Here is a 16,807-nt window from a genome sequence, read left to right as displayed (position 1 = left end):
TCGAAACTACCGTGCGGTAACCGGATCGGGCCGTCGGCATTACACTCCCGGCGTGACCAGCGAACGAGACGAACCCAAGTGGTTGACGGCAAAGGAGCAGGAGGCCTGGCGGCTCTACATGGACGGCAACAACCGTCTCATGAGCGCCCTGAGTCGGTCCCTCAACGATCGACACGACCTGTCGCTGGCGGAATATCGGATTCTGGTCATGCTCTCCGAAGCCCCCGACGGCGCCCTGCGTATGAGCGATCTCGCCGACGGTGTGCTGTCCTCGCGCAGCCGTCTCACCCATCAGATCCGGCGGATGGAGCAGGAAAAGATGGTCGTGCGCAGCTCGTGCCCCGACGACGGTCGCGGTGTGCTCGCCACCATCACCGAGGAGGGCCGACGGCGTCTGGCGGAGGCCGCCCCCACCCACGTCGACGACGTGCGCAACTACCTCATCGACCTGCTGTCGGCCGACGAACTCGACATGCTGGCGCGGGTCTTCGCGCGCGTCGAGCACACTCTGGCCGACCGCTGAGGTCGCGAATCGGTTAGGCCCTGCTTGCGCGGAGCGGTTAGGATCTGCCACGGAAGCGTGGCAGAGCGGCCGAATGCACTCGCCTTGAAAGCGAGCTTGGGTAACACCAACGGGGGTTCAAATCCCTCCGCTTCCGCAGAAGAAGAGGTTCCGGCACCCGACAGGGAGTCGGAACCTCTTCTCGTTTCTACCGCCGGGTCGCGACCATCTTCTCCTCGAGGATCCAGGTGGAACGCCAGGCGCCGATCCCGGGGAGTGGATCGCGATCTGTCAGCTCGGTCCGGCGGCCACTGCTCGTTCCACGGCCGCGGCCGCACCGTCGTGCCACGGTTCACCGTGGCCGACGAGGACGTGCTTCGCGCCGGTGCCGGCGATGGCCGCCAGCGAGGCGAGGGCGGTCCTGCTGTCGGCGGTCGCCGCACCCGAGACGATCTGCGGACCGTGCCTGCCCGTGTACGGATCGAGGGTGACGATGGCGTCGCCGACGATCACGGTGTCGCGGTCCGGGAGATGCAGCGCGCAGTGCCCGTAGGTGTGGCCGGGGGTGTGCAGGGGGACGGGGCGGCCCGGCAGGTCGAGCGGTTCGGAGTCGTGGAAGAGCGTCACGTCGTCGACCCCGCGCACCCACAGCGCACCGGCCACGGTCATCCGGGCGAGCACGGGGATGCAGGCGGGATATCGGGCGGGATAGAGCAGCCGGTTGCGTTCGTGCTGGTAGCGATAGGGGTGGGCGGCGAGGAACTTCTCGTCGCGATGCGCCCACACCGGCACCCGCCACCGTTCACGCAGCCGCTTCGCCGACCCGACGTGATCGAAGTGGGCGTGCGTGAGGACGACTCCCTGCACGTCGTCGATTCGACGACCGATGCGTGAGATCGCCTCTTCGATGCGCCCGGCGGTCGCGGGCAGTCCCGTGTCGACGACGGTCACTCCGGTGTCGTCCTCGATCAGGTAGACGTTGACGTCGGCGTGCGCGAGGCGATGCACACCCGGTGCGACATCCGTGTGGAGCATGGCGGCCCTTCGCTCGGGGGGACGTGCAGGTTCAGCTGTGTCCGTCGATCTCGTCGGCGATGAAGGCGGCCCACGACCGCACCTCGTCCTCGCCTGCGGACGGACCGAACGACCGGTAGTCGAGCGCGGCGAGTTCGGACACCAGATCCGGTGTGTCCTCGGCGGTTTCGTCGCCCACCGCGAACAGCCATACGAGCTGCTGACTCAGCCCGGAGGCCCGCGACGACAACAGTTCGACGGTGTCGGGCGAGTACTCGCCGGCGTCGACCTCGCCTCCGAAGACGACGCCCTCGAACTCCTCCGACCGCTCGAGATCGGAGGTGTCACCGACGGTGACGTCGATGTCCCGCTCTCCGAGGGCGTCGGCGACGAGTCGGGCGATCTTCTGGGTCGGACCTTCGGGACTGTCCGTGACGACGAGAACGGTCATTGTGTCTCCAGCATGTTCGGCGACTCGGGTTCACTGGTGCGTTCCCGGTCCCCGTGGGGCGGAAACATGCCCCCGGCCGTGTCAGTGGGAGCCGCCGAGCGCCCGCACCCCCGGCGCCCCCGAGCGGCGGACGAACTCGGAGTCGGCGAGGCGTTCGTCCGCACCGAGATCCAGCGACAGGTCGACGGTCGCGGCGAGCCGGTACGGCTTGCTCTCGATCACGTCCCCGATCGCGCGTCGCAGTCGCGACACCTCGGCGCGGACCGACACGGCATGGTCGTCGTCCCCGTAGAGGGCCCGGCTGAGCGCTGCGACCGTCATGCCCTCCGGGCCGCGCTCGTGCAGCAACAGCAGGATCTCGGCCTGACGTGCGGTGACGATGCTGCGCCATGAGTCGTCGTCCCCGAACACCTCCACCGTGGGCGACGACGACACGTGCAGCACCATCCGCATGCGCGACGGCGAGGCCGCACCGCGGATCAGCCAGCCGTGCGAAAGGCGCTCGGGCACACACAGTCCCATACCGGGAACGGTCAGCGGGCGTGCGTGCCGCGGAACCGCGACCCGCTCGGCGGCGATACCGGAGGCGTGCGCGACCCAGCCGTCCTCGTCGACGAGCAGCACCGGTCCCCGCGTCGACGACAACAAAGGAGCGGCCTCGGTGCGCAGCCGTTCGAGCCGCACCTCGTGCCGCCGCCACAGTTGCGCTTCGGCGAGCCGGACGGCGGTGTCGACGAGGGCGATGATGGCCGGGTGCAGGGTCAGCGCGGGACCGCTGACGTCGACGATGCCCAGCAGGTCGCCGCGGATCGGATCGTGGATCGGGGCGGCGGTGCAGTACCAGGGGTGCTGGGTCGTCTCGAAGTGCTCACCCGAGAACAACTGGACCGGCGCGGCCTCCGCGAGCGCCGTGCCGATGGCGTTCGTGCCGACGGTCGACTCGGTCCACACCGTCCCCTCCTGGAAACCGAGGGTGTCGGCGCGTGACCGGATCGGCGCCGAACCGCTGCGCCAGAGGATCACGCCGTCGGCGTCGGTCACCACCAGCAGCAGGTGCGAGGCGTCGGCGACGGGCGTGATGACCTGTTCGAGATCGCCGATCACCGCGGAGAGAGCGGATGCGCGGCGCCGTCGCTCGACCTCCGCGACGGGCAGCCGGCTGCGTTCGTTGGTGCCGGTGGGATCGAGGCCCGCGTCGAGCACGCGCTGCCACGAACGGGACACGAGCGGACGGGGCCGCATGGGTGACCGGGCGCCGCCGATGACCGCGTCGTGCATCCGCGTCAACTCGCGCGCGTAGCGCGACAGGTCGGTGCCGGGCGCGATCGCGCTGAACGTGGTCACGGTCTCCTCTTCGTCGTCGTCATCGGAGCATAGGCGGCAAATGTGTGCTGCGCCACAAATCGGGTGCCGTGCAACGTGACGCAACGCTTGTGGGGGAGCGGTCACGGGGAGTGTCCTGGATCACATCACCACGGGAAAGGACTCACCATGACCGACACCCTCGACAAGCCCACGACCTCCGGCACCGCGACGCCCGACGAACGCGTCGACGCCTGGTTGCAGGCTTTCGAAACCGCCCTCGCGCAGCGCGACGTCGACGTCGCTGCGGGCCTGTTCGGCACCGATTCCTTCTGGCGCGACCTGGTCGCCTTCACCTGGAACCTCAAGACCGTCGAGGGACGCGAGGGCGTCTCGGACATGCTGCACGCGCGACTCGACGACACCGACCCGAGCGGCTTCCGCACCACCGAACCGGCGAGCGACGACGACGGCGTGCTCAGCGCCTGGATCGCGTTCGAGACCGCGGTCGGTCGCGGCGTCGGCCATCTGCGTCTGAAGCGCGACGAGGAGAGCGGCGAGGACCGCGCCTTCACGTTGCTGACCACGATGCAGGAACTGAAGGGCTACGAGGAGAACAAGGGCACGCGTCGTCCCCGCGGCACGAAGCACGGTGCGGACAAGCACCGCGTCACGTGGTCGGAGCAGCGCGAGATCGAGGAACGCGAACTCGGTTACACGCGTCAGCCCTACGTCGTGATCATCGGTGGTGGTCAGGGCGGTATCGCGCTCGGTGCGCGCATGCGTCAGCTCGGTGTTCCCGCGATCGTGCTCGACAAGTACGACCGTCCCGGCGACCAGTGGCGCGGACGCTACAAGTCGCTGTGTCTGCACGACCCCGTCTGGTACGACCATCTGCCGTACATGCCCTTCCCCGACAACTGGCCGGTCTTCGCGCCCAAGGACAAGATCGCGGACTGGCTCGAGATGTACACGAAGGTGATGGAGGTTCCCTACTGGTCTAAGTCGGAGTGCACCTCGGCGAGCTACGACGAGGAGACGGGCGAATGGACCGTCGACGTTCTGCGCGACGGCGAACCGGTGGTCCTCCGGCCCAAGCAGCTCGTCATTGCGACCGGCATGTCGGGTAAGCCGAACATCCCCGACTTCCCCGGGATGGACCTGTTCCGCGGCGAACAGCACCACTCCAGCGCCCACCCGGGCCCGGACGCCTATGCCGGCAAGAAGGTCGTCGTGATCGGTGCCAACAACAGTGCGCACGACATCTGCGGTGCCCTCTGGGAGGTCGGCGCCGACGTCACCATGGTGCAGCGCTCGTCCACGCACATCGTCCGATCCGATTCGCTGATGGACCTCGGCCTCGGCGACCTGTACTCCGAGCGGGCCCTCGCCGCCGGTGTCACGACCCAGAAGGCAGACCTGACCTTCGCGTCCCTGCCGTACCGGATCATGCACGAGTTCCAGATCCCGATCTACGAAAAGATCCGCGAACGCGACGCCGAGTTCTACGACCGGCTGGAGAAGGCGGGCTTCCAGCACGACTGGGGTGACGACGGGTCGGGTCTGTTCATGAAGTACCTGCGTCGCGCATCCGGCTACTACATCGACGTCGGTGCCTCGGAACTCGTCGCGAACGGCGACATCAAGCTCGCCCACGGCAATGTCCGCGAACTCACCGAGACGTCGGTGATCCTCGAGGACGGCACCGAACTCGAGGCCGATCTCGTCGTCTATGCGACCGGCTACGGCTCGATGAACGGCTGGGTCGCCGACCTGATCTCGCAGGAGGTCGCCGACAAGGTGGGCAAGTGCTGGGGCCTGGGCTCCGACACCACCAAGGACCCCGGTCCCTGGGAGGGTGAGCAGCGCAACATGTGGAAGCCGACGCAGCAGGACGGCCTGTGGTTCCACGGCGGCAACCTGCACCAGTCGCGGCACTACTCGCTCTACCTGGCGCTGCAGCTCAAAGCGCGCTACGAGGGCATCCCGACCCCGGTCTACGGGCTGCAGGAGGTGCACCACCTCCGCTGATCGACTCGGCTCCCACGCGTCGCTCCCGCCTTCCGGCGGGGGCGACGCGGCCGTACATCCTCCTATTCGTCACGAATCGGAGGGTGAGTATTAGGGTCGCGTGCAGGTCCGCTTGACCGGGTACAGGTAGTGACTGTGAGATCACTGCAGGTCGTCGGGGGACGGGGAGTTCGATGGTGAAGAGACTTGCGGCGGCTGTGGCAGTGGCCCTGATGATGCCGGTCTCCGGCACAGTGATGGCCCATGCCCGACCGGCCCATGCCCAACCGCCCCAGATGCAACCGGCGTCGGCCAGGATCGACCACGTCGAACGCGTCGGCGACCGGCAGACGAAGCTGTTCGTCCACTCGGCCGCGATGAATCGGATCGTGCCGGTGCAGGTGCTGCACCCGGCCTCGGCGGGGCCGCGCCCCACCCTCTACCTGCTCGACGGCGTCAGCGCCGGCGAGGAGTCCGAGTTCCGTGAGAGCACGTGGACGCAACGCACCGACATCGAGGAGTTCTTCGCCGACAAGAACACCAACGTCGTCCTTCCCGTCGGTGGCACCGCGAGCTACTACACCGACTGGAACAATCCCGACCCCGTCCTCGGTGTCAACAAGTGGGAGACCTTCCTGACCGAGGAACTACCCCCGCTGATCGACGCCGAATTCGACGGCAACGGCACCAACGCCGTCGCGGGACTGTCGATGGGCGCCACCGGCGCGATGTCCCTGATCACCCGCAATCCCGACCTCTACCAGGGCGTCGCGGCGCTCAGCGGCTGCTACGACACCTCTCGCGACCGTTCCCGCGACACCGTCCGCGGGACCGTCGCATACAAGGGCGGCAACCCCGACAACATGTGGGGACCTCCCGAGGACGCCCGGTGGGAGGAGCACGACTCCTACCTGCTCGCCGAGAAGCTGCGCGGCAAGGAGGTCTTCCTCAGCACCGGCAACGGCCTGCTCGGCCCGCACGATCTCGGCGCCGGCCAGGACGTGCTCACCGTCGGCGCGCCGCTCGAGATCGGCACCTTCGTGTGCACCGTCACCTACGACCGTCGCCTCCGCGAACTCGGCATCCCCGCGCAGGTCGTCTACCGCCCGTGGGGCACGCATTCGTGGAGCTACTGGCAGGACGACATCAAGGCCGCGTGGCCGACCCTCGCGGACGCCCTCGGACTCCGCTGACCGCGCCTCGACGGCACCGTCTCAGTGCAGACGGATGCGGTCGACCGTCGGCGGTTCCACTCGTGAGCGGGTCGCCAGATAGCTGTTGAGGGCGTCGAGATCTTTGCCCGCGCCGACCAACCCGTGCGCTTCCGTGCACACCGTGAAACCGTCTCCGCCACCGGCCAGGAAGTTGTTCATCACGACCTTGTACACGCGTTCGGGGTCGACGGCCTCGCCGTCGATCGTGATCGAGCGGATCCGTTCGCCGCGCGGCGCCAGGCGGTCGAGCGTGTAGGTGAGATTGTGCGAGGGCGCCAGGATGCGTTCGATCTCCGAGCCGCCCGGGCCGTCCTGGAACTGCTGCTCGAGCAGCACGTCGAGTTGGGCGCCGGTGAGGTCGAGCACCTGCAGCATGTTCCCGAAGGGCTGCACAGCGTAGGTCTCCCGATACGAGACGGTGCCGTCGCCGGCGAGGAGGTCGCCGCGGAGTCCGCCGGGGTTCATCAGGGCGATCTGCGCCCCGAGATGTCGCGTCGCGGCGAGTTGCGCGTCGGCCACCAGATTGCCCAGCGCCGATTCTCCGCTCGGACTCTTGCTGCGCGTGACGTCGGCGCCGATACGGACGATGGACCGGTTCGCGACCTCCGCCGACTTCTCGACCGCCCGGTCGACGAACTCGAGGGTGGTCGGATCCGGGTCGATGTCGTGCGTGACGACCTGCGTGAAGACGACGGTCCGGTCGCGCAGCACCTCGCGGCTCTGCCGGTCGATGACGAGATCGGCAACCGACAGGATGCGCCCGTGCGAAGCGCCCTGCACGACGGTGCGCGGTTCGCCCGCCGGATCGGTGTAGGTGCAGTTGAAGTGTCGGTCGCCGTCGGAGGTGATGATGAGGTCCACATCGGGGGAGACGGACGTCGCGATCGCCGCCGCCCCGCTGTCCCCGCTCGGGCACGGATCGTCGCCGTCGATGGCTCCGATGTCGCCCTTGTAGAGCACGACGATCGAGCGGACGCCGAGCGCGCCGAGGATGTCGGCGGTGCGATTGACCGCGACGATCTCGTCCTCGAACCGCAATCCCGCGATCGCATCGGGCCGGATCATGTCGGGGGTGTTGCTCGGCACGACGCCGATGACACCGACGGGCAGGCCGTCGACGTAGTCGATGCTGTAGGGGAGTGCGGCCGGTGTGCCGTCCGACGTGGTGAGGTTGGCGCCGAGAATCGGGAAGTTCGCGCCCTCGAACGGTTCGGTGTAGAGGCACCCTTCCTTCGGATGACAACCGCCGTCCCGCAGTCGCTCGAATTCGGCGTAACCGCGGTCGAGTTCGTGGTTGCCGAGGGTCGCGGCGGTGAGGTCGAGTTCGTCGAGCAGGGCGATGGTCGGCTCGTCGTGGAACAGACCCGACTCGAGCGGCGACGAACCCCACGTGTCGCCCACGGCGTAGAGCACGGAGTTGTCGGCCTGCTCCCGGAGCTGGCGGACGTAGGCGGCGAGATAGGCCGCACCGCCCGCGGGGACCGAGACACCGTCCGACCGGACGACCTCGCCGTGCAGTCCCTGCGGGGGCAGCAGATTTCCGTGCAGGTCGCCGAATGCGATCACCCGGAGCGGGACGGTGTTCGAGGGGACGGTGCTCGACGGTGCAGCGCCGGCAGGTGCCGCACCACCGAAGGCGACCAATGAGCCGACGACTGCGCAGGCCGACAGGGCGCGCCGCACCTTGCCTGCCCCCATGCAGTTCCTCCGACCCCGGCCCGATCCGACCGCCCGAGTCTGTCAGGGCCGGATCACGCCACCGATACCCAGCCATAACGGTTGGGTCTCGTCACAGGATCAGCCGATGCCGGCGAGTGCCCGTCCCTGCCCGGTCGCGAAGTCGAGGAAGAGGTCGTTCTCGTGCGGGTCGCCGATCGTCACCCGGGTGCCCTCGCCCGTGAAGTTGCGCAGCACCACGCCCGCCTCCGCTGCGGCCTCGGAGAACGCCGCGGAGCGTTCACCCAACGGCAGCCAGAGGAAGTTCGCGGCACTCGTGGGCACCTCGTAGCCGGTCTCGACGAGTGCCGCGTGGACCCGTTCCCGCTCGGCGACGACACCCTCGGTGCGCGCGAGCAACTCGGTCGCGGCGGCGAGCGAGGCCACGGCAGCCGTCTGAGCGAGCGAGTTCACGGAGAACGGGGTGTGGACCTTGCTCAGCGCCGTCACGACGGACGGGTCGGCGACCGCGTATCCGACGCGGATGCCGGCGAGACCGTAGGCCTTGGAGAAGGTGCGGAGCACGACGACGTTGCTGCGACCCTCCGCGAGCTCGAGACCGTCGGGCAGATCCTCGCCGGGCTCGGGGCGGACGTACTCGAAGTACGCCTCGTCGAGGGCGACGACGATGTGCTCGGGGACGGCGTCGAGGAACTGTGCGAGCTCCTCCTTGCCCAGCAGCGACCCGGTGGGGTTGTTGGGATTGCACACGAAGATCAGGCGCGTGCGGTCGGTGATCGCGGCGAGCATGGCCTTCAGGTCGTGCCCGTGGTCCGCGGTGTTCGGGACGCGCACGGCGGTCGCGCCGGCGACGGCCGCGATGATCGGGTACGCCTCGAACGACCGCCACGCGAAGATCACCTCGTCGCCCGCATCGCACGTGATCTGCACGAGCTCCTGGCACAGGCTCACCGATCCACAGCCCACGGCGATCCGCTCGGTCGGGACGCCGAGTCGCTCCGACAGTGCCGCGACGAGCTCGGTCGCGCCGTTGTCGGGGTAGCGGTTGAGGCCTGCGGCAGCGTCGGCGATCGCCTCCCGGACGCTGGGGAGCGGGCCGATGGTGGTCTCGTTGCTGGCGAGCTTCACCGCACCGGGGAACGAGCGGCCCGGAACGTAGGCGGGGATCGATTCGAGGTCGGGGCGGGTCCGTGGAGTCACGAGCCGATTATGCTCCTCGTCGTGGGACCGCCTGTCGGCAGGATGGGGGAGACCGTCCATCTACACGCCTCTGACCAGGCGTTTTGCGTTTCCCCTCGGGGCATGTGTAATGTTTCGATCCGGCGGTTCGAGAGCATCGAATCCCCGAGGAGGCGTGCCAGAGCGGCCGAATGGGACTCACTGCTAATGAGTTGTCCCCCTTACCGGGGACCGGAGGTTCAAATCCTCTCGCCTCCGCCAGTTGGTGTAGCGTCACCAACGACAATTGAATACACATGCGCCCGTAGCTCAACGGATAGAGCATCTGACTACGGATCAGAAGGTTAGGGGTTCGAATCCCTTCGGGCGCACACACGAAAACCCTCACCGGTACTTCCGGTGAGGGTTTTCTCGTATCTGGTTACGGAGTCGCCACGACACAGAATCGACACGGCTTGCTGACCGGCTTCAGCGACATCTTTGTGGCTATCTTCACTCCGCAAGGGACGTCACGTGACTTCCCCCGGACTACAGGAGGGTGTGTGCAAGATCGGCCCTGGTCCAACAAACAGATGGAGATTCTTGCCCAGTGCCTCCGTGACAATGTCGCGACACCGGAGGGCGCTCCCGACTACGACGACGTCATGATCTGGTACGACGAGTTGGCGGCAGAGGTTCACGGCATCGTCCATGCTCTGCCGTGGAAGACGATCTTGCCTCATTCACATTCCGAGGTGGACATCACTTACCGAGCGAAGACGATCGACACGCTCCGTGACAAGCTGGTCCGCCTTTCCTCTGGACCTTTGACCAACATCGTTGATATCGCCGGCGTCCGAGTGGACGCCGAGATGACGCTGCATGAGCAGGACAGAGTCGCTGCTGCCATCGCTCGGGCCTTCGGGATGGACCCTGAAAAGGCAGTGAAAGATCTACGGGTCGAGCACCACAACGGGTACCGCGCCGTTCACGTCCATCTGAAGCTTCGGCGTGCGATGGCCGAGGTTCAAGTTCGTACACAACTCCAGAGCAAGTGGGCGAACACGTACGAACGGTTGGGCGACTTGGCCGGCCGAAGTATCAGATATGAGCGAGTCACGGGGTCTGGTGGTTGGAGTGGGATTGCCTCGAAGCTTCAGGGGATCTCCTCGAATCAGATCCGGCTGATCGAAGAGGCGAAGGACAAGATTGCTGAGATGTCTCCTGATTCCGGCTATGTATGGAACAGTCTTGACGATCTGCCCGAAGAGGTTCGCGAGATCGGGTACAAGGTGCTGGAAGACGAAGCCGAACTCTCTACTATGCTCGACGATGTAGAGCAGCTGCTTCGAGACGCACAGCGGAAGGGGATGGAACAGTGACGGCTTTCGTGATCGAGTACAACCGGAAGACTGCCGACCGGACGGTTACGTCATTCCCCGGCGTCGAGGGACGACGTGCTGCTATGCGTCGGCGTCTCGAGCTCGAGAAGTCTCGAACGGACAAAGATGTGGAGATTGTTTCGCTGGTGAGCGACTCCCTCGAGACGCTTCGTCGCACGCACTCCAGGTACTTTCAGGGCCGGGAACTGGCTGCAAACGCCTGACAGGCCAGGGTTCGATCCCTTCGGGCACACAGACCAAACCCTCATCGATCCTGTCGGTGAGGGTTTTCTCGTTCGAGGATTGCTGTTTCCGGTTGCGCTCACGTGAGCTTCGTGATGATCCTCTCGGCGAAGTCCTCGATCGGCGCGCGGTACTGCTCGGCGGTGCCGAGGAGGTGATCGTGGTCGCCCGAGTGGGTGGCCTCCCAGTTCGCCCACGGCGACACCATGACGCCGGTGATGCCGATCTTCTCCGCCCGCCGGTACAGCTCCACGGACGGTTCGTCGCGCAGGCCGACGATGAAGTCGAAGGGCTCGTTCTCGCGTCCGTACTCGCGGCGGTAGCCGTTGATGCGATCGATCCACTGCTCGGCGACGTCGATCGTGTAGGCGGTGCCGACCCAGCCGTCGCAGTAGCGCGCGGCACGTCGGAGCGCCGGTCCGGATTCACCACCGCACAGGATCGGCACCGGGCTCGGCGGGTGGGGTTCGATGGTCATCTCGGGGATGTCGTAGTACTCGCCCCGGAACGAGACCCATCCTCCCTTCCACAGTTCGCGCAGCGCCCGGATCATCTCGTTCAGCCGGGGCCCGCGGTTGTCGAAGTCCTGGCCGAGCAGTTCGAACTCCTCGCGCATCCATCCCGCGGACAGTCCGATGGAGACCCGGCCGCCGGCGATCGTGGCGGCGGTGCCCACCTGCTTGGCGACCTCGAGGATCGGCCGGGACGGCGCGATGTAGACGTTGTTGCCGAAGTGCAGGTTCTTCGTCACGGCGGCCATCGCACCGATGAGCACCCAGGCGTCGGGCCACTCGGTCTCCGGCGACCAGAACGGCTTGCCGCTCTCGTGCCCGGGGTAGACCGTCTTCATCTCCTTCGGGTAGATGAGGTGGTCCGAGACGAGCAGGCCGTGGAATCCGGCGTCGTCGAGCATGCGGGCGACGGTCGGCATCTCCGCGGTCTTCATGAATGCGGTCCCGCTCCAGAATTTCATTCGAATGCCCTCCGAATTTTCGATGCCCGCCGACGATGAAAGAGTGACGTTTACATTCTCAAGAACAAGGTTCTATCAGAATGTGTGACCGCAGTCACGAGGTGAAACGCCGCCGTCCCCGGTTCCTGCGCTGCGAGTGAACGATGCGTCTTCGTTTCGAGTGGACCTTCCACCCGGAGTCGGGGACTCGATCGTTTGCGTCCCCGGTCGGAGATCCTGCCGGTACCACAAGGAAATCCGTCTATTGACGAGCCCGCTGGGACGGAAGTAGATTTCGTACCACTCTCGAAAAGTTAACGACAATTCGCACGACGGTCCGGCAACGACGGTCGCGCTCTGCGGGGAGAAGACATGGAACTTGCGTGGTCAGAGGCCGACGCCGCCTTCAGAGACGAGGTGCGATCGTTTCTCGAAGAGAAGCTGACGCCCGAACTGCGGCGGGCCGGCCGACTCGCGACGAGCGTGTACTCCGACCACGAAGCGAGCATGGAGTGGCAGCGCATCCTCCATGAGCGTGGTTGGGCGGCGCCGGCCTGGCCGGTCGAGTACGGCGGATGCGACTGGACGCAGACGCAGCACTACATCTTCAGCCGCGAGTCGATCCTCGCGGGCGCCCCGAACCTGTCGCCGATGGGCATCCGCATGGTCGCGCACGCGATCGTCGCCTACGGCACCGAGGAACAGAAGAGCTACTTCCTGCCCCGGATCCTCACGGGCGAGGTCTTCTTCTGTCAGGGCTACTCCGAGCCCGAGGCCGGCTCCGACCTCGCGTCGCTCAGCATGGCGGCGGTCGACGACGGCGACGACCTGATCGTCACCGGCAGCAAGATCTGGACCACGCATGCCACCGAGGCGAACTGGATGTTCGCGCTCGTGCGCACGTCGAAGACCGGTCGCAAGCAGCAGGGCATCACCTTCCTGCTCATCGACATGACCTCGCCCGGCATCGAGATCCGTCCTCTGGTCATGACGTCCGGTGAGGAAGTGCAGAACCAGGTCTTCTTCGACGGTGTGCGTGTCCCGAAGAAGAACGTGCTCGGGAAGATCGACGACGGCTGGACCGTCGCGAAGTACCTGCTCGTCTTCGAACGCGGGGGAGCGGCGGCAGCGCCGGCCCTGCAGGTCATGGCCGAACGGATCGCCGAGGCGGCCGCCGAACAGCCCGGTCCGTCGGGTGGCAGGCTCATCGACGATCCGGCGTTCTCCGCCAAGCTCGCCGAAGCGCGTATCCGCACCGAGGTACTCGAGATCCTCGAATACCGCACTCTCGCAGCGTTGTCCGCGGGCAAGAATCCCGGTCCCGCGTCGTCGATGCTCAAGATCCTGGGCACCGAACTCAGCCAGACGATCACCCAGCTGACCCTCGAGGCGGCCGGTCCGCGCGGTCGGGTCTACCAGCCGCACATCACCGCGCCCGGTGGTCCGGTGGCCGACTACGTGCCGCCCGCCGACGGTTACGTCAGCGGTGAGGAGTGGCAGGCCGTCGCGCCGCTGCGTTACTTCAACGACCGTGCCGGGTCGATCTACGCCGGCAGCAACGAGATCCAGCGAAACATTCTCGCCAAAGCAGCATTGGGGCTCTGATGGACTTCGGTTTGAGCAAGGAGCAGGAGCTCCTTCGTGATTCGGTCACCAAGTTCCTCGCCGGTCGCTACGACCTGGCGCAAAGCCGGAAGGTCGCGACCACCGGCGAAGGTTGGCAACCGGAGGTGTGGCGGGCATTCGCCGAGGATCTCGGAATTCTCGGGGCCACGCTTCCGGAAGAGGTAGGGGGGATGGGCGGCGGACCGGTCGAGTTGATGGTGGTGTCCGAGGCACTCGGGCACGCACTCGTCATCGAACCGTACGTCGACACGGTCGTCCTCGGGGGCGGGCTGCTCGGTCGTGCAGGGGTCGATCGAGCCCGGTCCGTCCTCGAGGCGATCGCTGCCGGTGAAGCCGTCACGGCGTTCGCCGCGACCGAGCCCACCTCCGGATACGTCTTCCACGACGTGTCCACCACCGCGCGTCGCGAGGGCGACGAGTGGGTCGTCGACGGTGAGAAGACCGTCGTCACCAGCGCTCCGCTCGCAACGCACCTGCTCGTCACCGCCCGCACGTCGGGTGAGCGCACCGACACCGACGGCATCTCGCTGTTCCTCGTCGACTTCGACCCCGCGAACCCGCCGAGCGGTGTGGAGATCCACTCCTACCGCACGATCGACGACCGGCGCGCCTCCGACATCGTCTTCTCGGGTCTGCGATTGCCCGCCGACTCGCTGCTCGGCGAGGAGGGCGGCGCATGGCCGTCCGTCTCGCGCGGCATCGACGAGGCGACCGCGGCCGTGTCCTCCGAAGCGGTGGGCCTGATGCGCAAGGTGCTCGCCGACACCGTCGAGTACGCCAAGCAACGTCAGCAGTTCGGTCAGTCCATCGGCAGCTTCCAGGCGCTCCAGCACCGCATGGTCGACATGTACATGGAGGTCGAGCAGGCGGTGTCCGCTGTCTACCTGGCCGTTCTCCATCTCGACAGCGACGACGCCACGCGGGCACGCGCGGTCTCGGCCGCGAAGGCGACGATCAGCCGTGCGGCACGCTTCGTCGGCCAGAACGCCGTCCAGCTCCACGGCGGCATGGGCATGACGGAGGAACTCGCCGTCGGGCACTACTTCAAGCGACTGACCGCGATCGAGTACGAGTTCGGCACCGCCGAACAGCATGTCGCCAGGTACGCACAGCTCACGAAGGGCTGATCGGATCGGTGCCAGGGCCGGTGCGGGGGATCACCCCTGCGCTGGCCCTGCATCCGTTTCCGGCGGAGCCGACAGAGCATCCTCCACGCGCGTCGCGGCGACGACGGGGTCCTCGTGCTCCCACACCCGCACCACCGTCCAGCCCGCGGCCTGCAGGCGCGCATCGGTGTCCCGATCGCGCTGCACGTTGGCGGCGAGCTTGGCCGCCCACCACTCGGCGTTGTTCTTCGGGAACGTCGCGTGCTGCGGGCAGCTGTGCCAGAAGCATCCGTCCACGTAGACCGCGACCCGACGACGAGGGAAGACGAGGTCGGCCCGGCGTCGCATACCCGGCAGAGGAGCGCGGTCGACGAAGAACCGCCGCCCCCGGTGATGCAGTTCCCTGCGTAACGCCACTTCGGGAACGGTGTCGCGTCGGCGTTGCCGGCTCATCCGCGCACTCGTACGCGGATCCGTCCCGGGCCGATCCGACGACGCCATCACGGTGTCTTTCAGGCCGCCACTCGCGGGAAGCCACCCATGCGTTCGAGGTGGTTCTCGACGTCCTCGAGGAATCCGGGCAGGAAACGCAGGTTGCCGGAGCGTGCGCGTCGGAGGAATCCTGCCGTCGCCCGCGCCGACAGCAGACGGGCGTCGAGGAGGAAACCGCCGAGGTCCTCGTAGGGAGCCTGGACGGGCCACTGCGACTCGTGCACGCGGAACGCCTGTCCGCGGGCACCCCACGCTGCGGTCGGCCACGTGTCGCCCGGAAGCAGCGGGGTCTCGTGGTCGGAGCTGTAGGCGATGGGGTTGTTCAGACGGTGGCCCACCCACGACGCCATCCGCACGCTGACCGCATTGCCGACCAGACGCCACCGATGCCCGGCACGGACGCCGGGCGCCTCGATGGCAGGAGCCGTCCAGTCGGCGTCGAATCCCTGGAGTCTCTCCGCGTCGGTCAGGCCGGGGGTGACGATCTCGCCGGACGGCAGTCGCACGGCCGGAGGGCTGGCGATACCGAGCGTCGAACCGCCCTTGAGCGTGGGCACGGCATTGACTGCCCATCCGAGACCGCGCACACCCTCGGTCCAATAGAAGCCGCAGGGGAACAGATCGGGATTGCCCTCCATGGGCATGCCGGCGTCCTGGCCGAACAACACCGTGCGGGGATCGTCCGTACGAGAGGCGACCATCAGGACGCGGTGCCGACGCTGGGGGAGACCGAAGGCGCGGGCATCGACGACGCGATAGGCCCACATGTAGCCGAGCTCCTCGAGGGCGTCGGTGATGTGGCGCATCGCCGCACCCCGGCCGAGCTGCAGCATGAAGGGAACGTTCTCGACGACGAGCCAGCGCGGGCCGTTCTTACGCTTCACGAGACGGAACACTTCGTCGACGAGCCCGGACTTCGAACCCGTGATGCCGGCCGTGCGTCCGGCCTGGGAGAGGTCCTGGCAGGGGAAGCCTGCGGCGACCAGTTCCGTATCGCGGGGAAGAGAGCGGAGACGCGTGACGTCCGGATGAAGCGGGACGTCGGGGAAGCGCGTACGTAGTACTGCCTGAGCACCCGGCTCGATCTCGCAGAGGAGTTCGGTGTTCCACCCGTGTCGCCCGAGTCCGAGCTCCAGTCCGCCGATACCGGCGAACAACCCCACCATGTTCCCCGTCGACGTCACGGCACCCTTCCTCGCTCAGCTCAACGGTGAACGTTACTCGAGAAGTAGGACGATCCGTGAGCGGACGCGACGAGCACCACGATGGAGGGGTCCTCCTACCCCTCCTGCGAACGGCGCCGGGCTACCGAAACCGCCGATGACCTGGCGATTTGGTGTTCTCGGAGATGTTCGCGTAACTTATTCCAGGTCAGAGCGACACGGACACCGACCCGGGCCGAGAGGAACGGGACAACGAGGTTGGACGAGGGCGCCTGCGAATTTGATGGCTACGAACCTTCTGGTAAGGTTTCGAGCCGCCCCTGGTTCCGAAAACCACACGGACTTGCGTTCGTGAGGATGAGGAAGTAGGCTGGAACAGTTGCCTCAGAGCGGGTCGGACGTCAGTCCGGAGCGTGATGATGTGTGCGTGTTCTTTGAGAACTCAACAGTGTGCCGATGAATGTCAGTGCCAAATAATATTTGGTGCGGCCATCGAATTTGTTCGGTGGTTGTTG

Annotated in this window: 14 protein-coding genes and 3 tRNA genes; 9 read left to right on the top strand and 8 right to left on the bottom strand. The window is 66.8% G+C overall.

What is annotated here, in order from left to right; genetic code table 11:
- Positions 1 to 52: 52 nt before the first annotated feature.
- Positions 53 to 523, top strand: coding sequence for a MarR family winged helix-turn-helix transcriptional regulator (locus tag ACNJ7K_RS05350; protein WP_060652229.1), 471 nt, complete (start codon positions 53 to 55; stop codon positions 521 to 523).
- 51 nt (positions 524 to 574) lie between these two features.
- Positions 575 to 659: transfer RNA gene (locus ACNJ7K_RS05345), tRNA-Ser, on the top strand.
- A gap of 134 nt (positions 660 to 793) precedes the next feature.
- Here ACNJ7K_RS05345 and ACNJ7K_RS05340 read toward each other — a convergent pair.
- The 3 genes from ACNJ7K_RS05340 to ACNJ7K_RS05330 all read right to left on the bottom strand — a co-directional run bounded on the left by ACNJ7K_RS05340 (position 794) and on the right by ACNJ7K_RS05330 (position 3,311).
- Positions 794 to 1,537 carry an MBL fold metallo-hydrolase gene (locus ACNJ7K_RS05340; RefSeq protein WP_159416965.1) on the bottom strand — a complete coding sequence of 248 codons (744 nt, stop codon included), beginning with the start codon at positions 1,535 to 1,537 and terminating at the stop codon, positions 794 to 796.
- A 31-nt stretch (positions 1,538 to 1,568) separates the two neighbouring features.
- A complete protein-coding gene (locus ACNJ7K_RS05335) occupies positions 1,569 to 1,967 on the bottom strand; it encodes a flavodoxin domain-containing protein (RefSeq protein ID WP_159416964.1) in 399 nt (132 codons plus the stop codon).
- A gap of 81 nt (positions 1,968 to 2,048) precedes the next feature.
- The gene (locus tag ACNJ7K_RS05330) at positions 2,049 to 3,311 is read right to left on the bottom strand and encodes a helix-turn-helix domain-containing protein (protein ID WP_487041314.1); all 1,263 of its coding nucleotides are present in this window, start codon (positions 3,309 to 3,311) and stop codon (positions 2,049 to 2,051) included.
- Between the two features lie 147 nt (positions 3,312 to 3,458).
- On the opposite strand from ACNJ7K_RS05330, the gene ACNJ7K_RS05325 reads away from it, so the two are divergent.
- Positions 3,459 to 5,300: an NAD(P)-binding domain-containing protein gene (locus ACNJ7K_RS05325; RefSeq protein WP_487041313.1), complete on the top strand. Its 1,842-nt coding sequence runs from the start codon at positions 3,459 to 3,461 to the stop codon at positions 5,298 to 5,300.
- Positions 5,301 to 5,473: 173 nt separating this feature from the next.
- Positions 5,474 to 6,472 carry an alpha/beta hydrolase gene (locus tag ACNJ7K_RS05320; protein WP_230789838.1) on the top strand — a complete coding sequence of 333 codons (999 nt, stop codon included), beginning with the start codon at positions 5,474 to 5,476 and terminating at the stop codon, positions 6,470 to 6,472.
- Between the two features lie 21 nt (positions 6,473 to 6,493).
- On the opposite strand, the gene ACNJ7K_RS05315 is transcribed toward ACNJ7K_RS05320, so the two are convergent.
- Together ACNJ7K_RS05315 and hisC are read right to left on the bottom strand one after the other, a co-directional pair.
- Positions 6,494 to 8,191: a bifunctional metallophosphatase/5'-nucleotidase gene (locus ACNJ7K_RS05315; protein WP_230789840.1), complete on the bottom strand. Its 1,698-nt coding sequence runs from the start codon at positions 8,189 to 8,191 to the stop codon at positions 6,494 to 6,496.
- 99 nt (positions 8,192 to 8,290) lie between these two features.
- The gene (gene hisC / locus ACNJ7K_RS05310) at positions 8,291 to 9,370 is read right to left on the bottom strand and encodes a histidinol-phosphate transaminase (RefSeq protein ID WP_230789842.1); all 1,080 of its coding nucleotides are present in this window, start codon (positions 9,368 to 9,370) and stop codon (positions 8,291 to 8,293) included.
- Between the two features lie 148 nt (positions 9,371 to 9,518).
- On the opposite strand from hisC, the gene ACNJ7K_RS05305 reads away from it, so the two are divergent.
- The 3 genes from ACNJ7K_RS05305 to ACNJ7K_RS05295 all read left to right on the top strand — a co-directional run bounded on the left by ACNJ7K_RS05305 (position 9,519) and on the right by ACNJ7K_RS05295 (position 10,710).
- Positions 9,519 to 9,610, top strand: a tRNA-Ser gene (locus tag ACNJ7K_RS05305).
- 37 nt (positions 9,611 to 9,647) lie between these two features.
- Positions 9,648 to 9,720: transfer RNA gene (locus ACNJ7K_RS05300), tRNA-Arg, on the top strand.
- A gap of 171 nt (positions 9,721 to 9,891) precedes the next feature.
- Positions 9,892 to 10,710 (top strand): RelA/SpoT domain-containing protein, encoded by an 819-nt coding sequence (locus tag ACNJ7K_RS05295; RefSeq protein WP_120281113.1) that lies wholly within the window; start codon positions 9,892 to 9,894, stop codon positions 10,708 to 10,710.
- A 322-nt stretch (positions 10,711 to 11,032) separates the two neighbouring features.
- Here ACNJ7K_RS05295 and ACNJ7K_RS05290 read toward each other — a convergent pair whose 3' ends face one another.
- Positions 11,033 to 11,926 carry a TIGR03619 family F420-dependent LLM class oxidoreductase gene (locus ACNJ7K_RS05290; protein WP_120281114.1) on the bottom strand — a complete coding sequence of 298 codons (894 nt, stop codon included), beginning with the start codon at positions 11,924 to 11,926 and terminating at the stop codon, positions 11,033 to 11,035.
- A gap of 351 nt (positions 11,927 to 12,277) precedes the next feature.
- On the opposite strand from ACNJ7K_RS05290, the gene ACNJ7K_RS05285 reads away from it, so the two are divergent.
- Both ACNJ7K_RS05285 and ACNJ7K_RS05280 read left to right on the top strand, forming a co-directional pair.
- Positions 12,278 to 13,510 (top strand): acyl-CoA dehydrogenase family protein, encoded by a 1,233-nt coding sequence (locus ACNJ7K_RS05285; RefSeq protein WP_120281115.1) that lies wholly within the window; start codon positions 12,278 to 12,280, stop codon positions 13,508 to 13,510.
- Positions 13,510 to 14,658: an acyl-CoA dehydrogenase family protein gene (locus tag ACNJ7K_RS05280; protein ID WP_120281116.1), complete on the top strand. Its 1,149-nt coding sequence runs from the start codon at positions 13,510 to 13,512 to the stop codon at positions 14,656 to 14,658. Before ACNJ7K_RS05285 ends, ACNJ7K_RS05280 begins: the two co-directional genes overlap by 1 nt.
- A gap of 30 nt (positions 14,659 to 14,688) precedes the next feature.
- Here ACNJ7K_RS05280 and ACNJ7K_RS05275 read toward each other — a convergent pair whose 3' ends face one another.
- Positions 14,689 to 15,138, bottom strand: a complete 450-nt coding sequence (locus ACNJ7K_RS05275) for a very short patch repair endonuclease (protein ID WP_120281117.1) — start codon at positions 15,136 to 15,138, stop codon at positions 14,689 to 14,691.
- Positions 15,139 to 15,149: 11 nt separating this feature from the next.
- Entirely contained in the window at positions 15,150 to 16,295 is a 1,146-nt protein-coding gene (locus ACNJ7K_RS05270; RefSeq protein ID WP_120281118.1) for a DNA cytosine methyltransferase, read from the bottom strand.
- Between the last annotated feature and the right edge of the window lie 512 nt (positions 16,296 to 16,807).

The sequence above is a fragment of the Rhodococcus shunpengi genome (genome assembly GCF_048381395.1).
In the GTDB taxonomy this organism is placed as follows: domain Bacteria; phylum Actinomycetota; class Actinomycetes; order Mycobacteriales; family Mycobacteriaceae; genus Rhodococcus.
The sequence above is the reverse complement of the archived record's forward strand: the minus strand, read 5'-3'. Positions and strand labels throughout refer to the sequence as shown.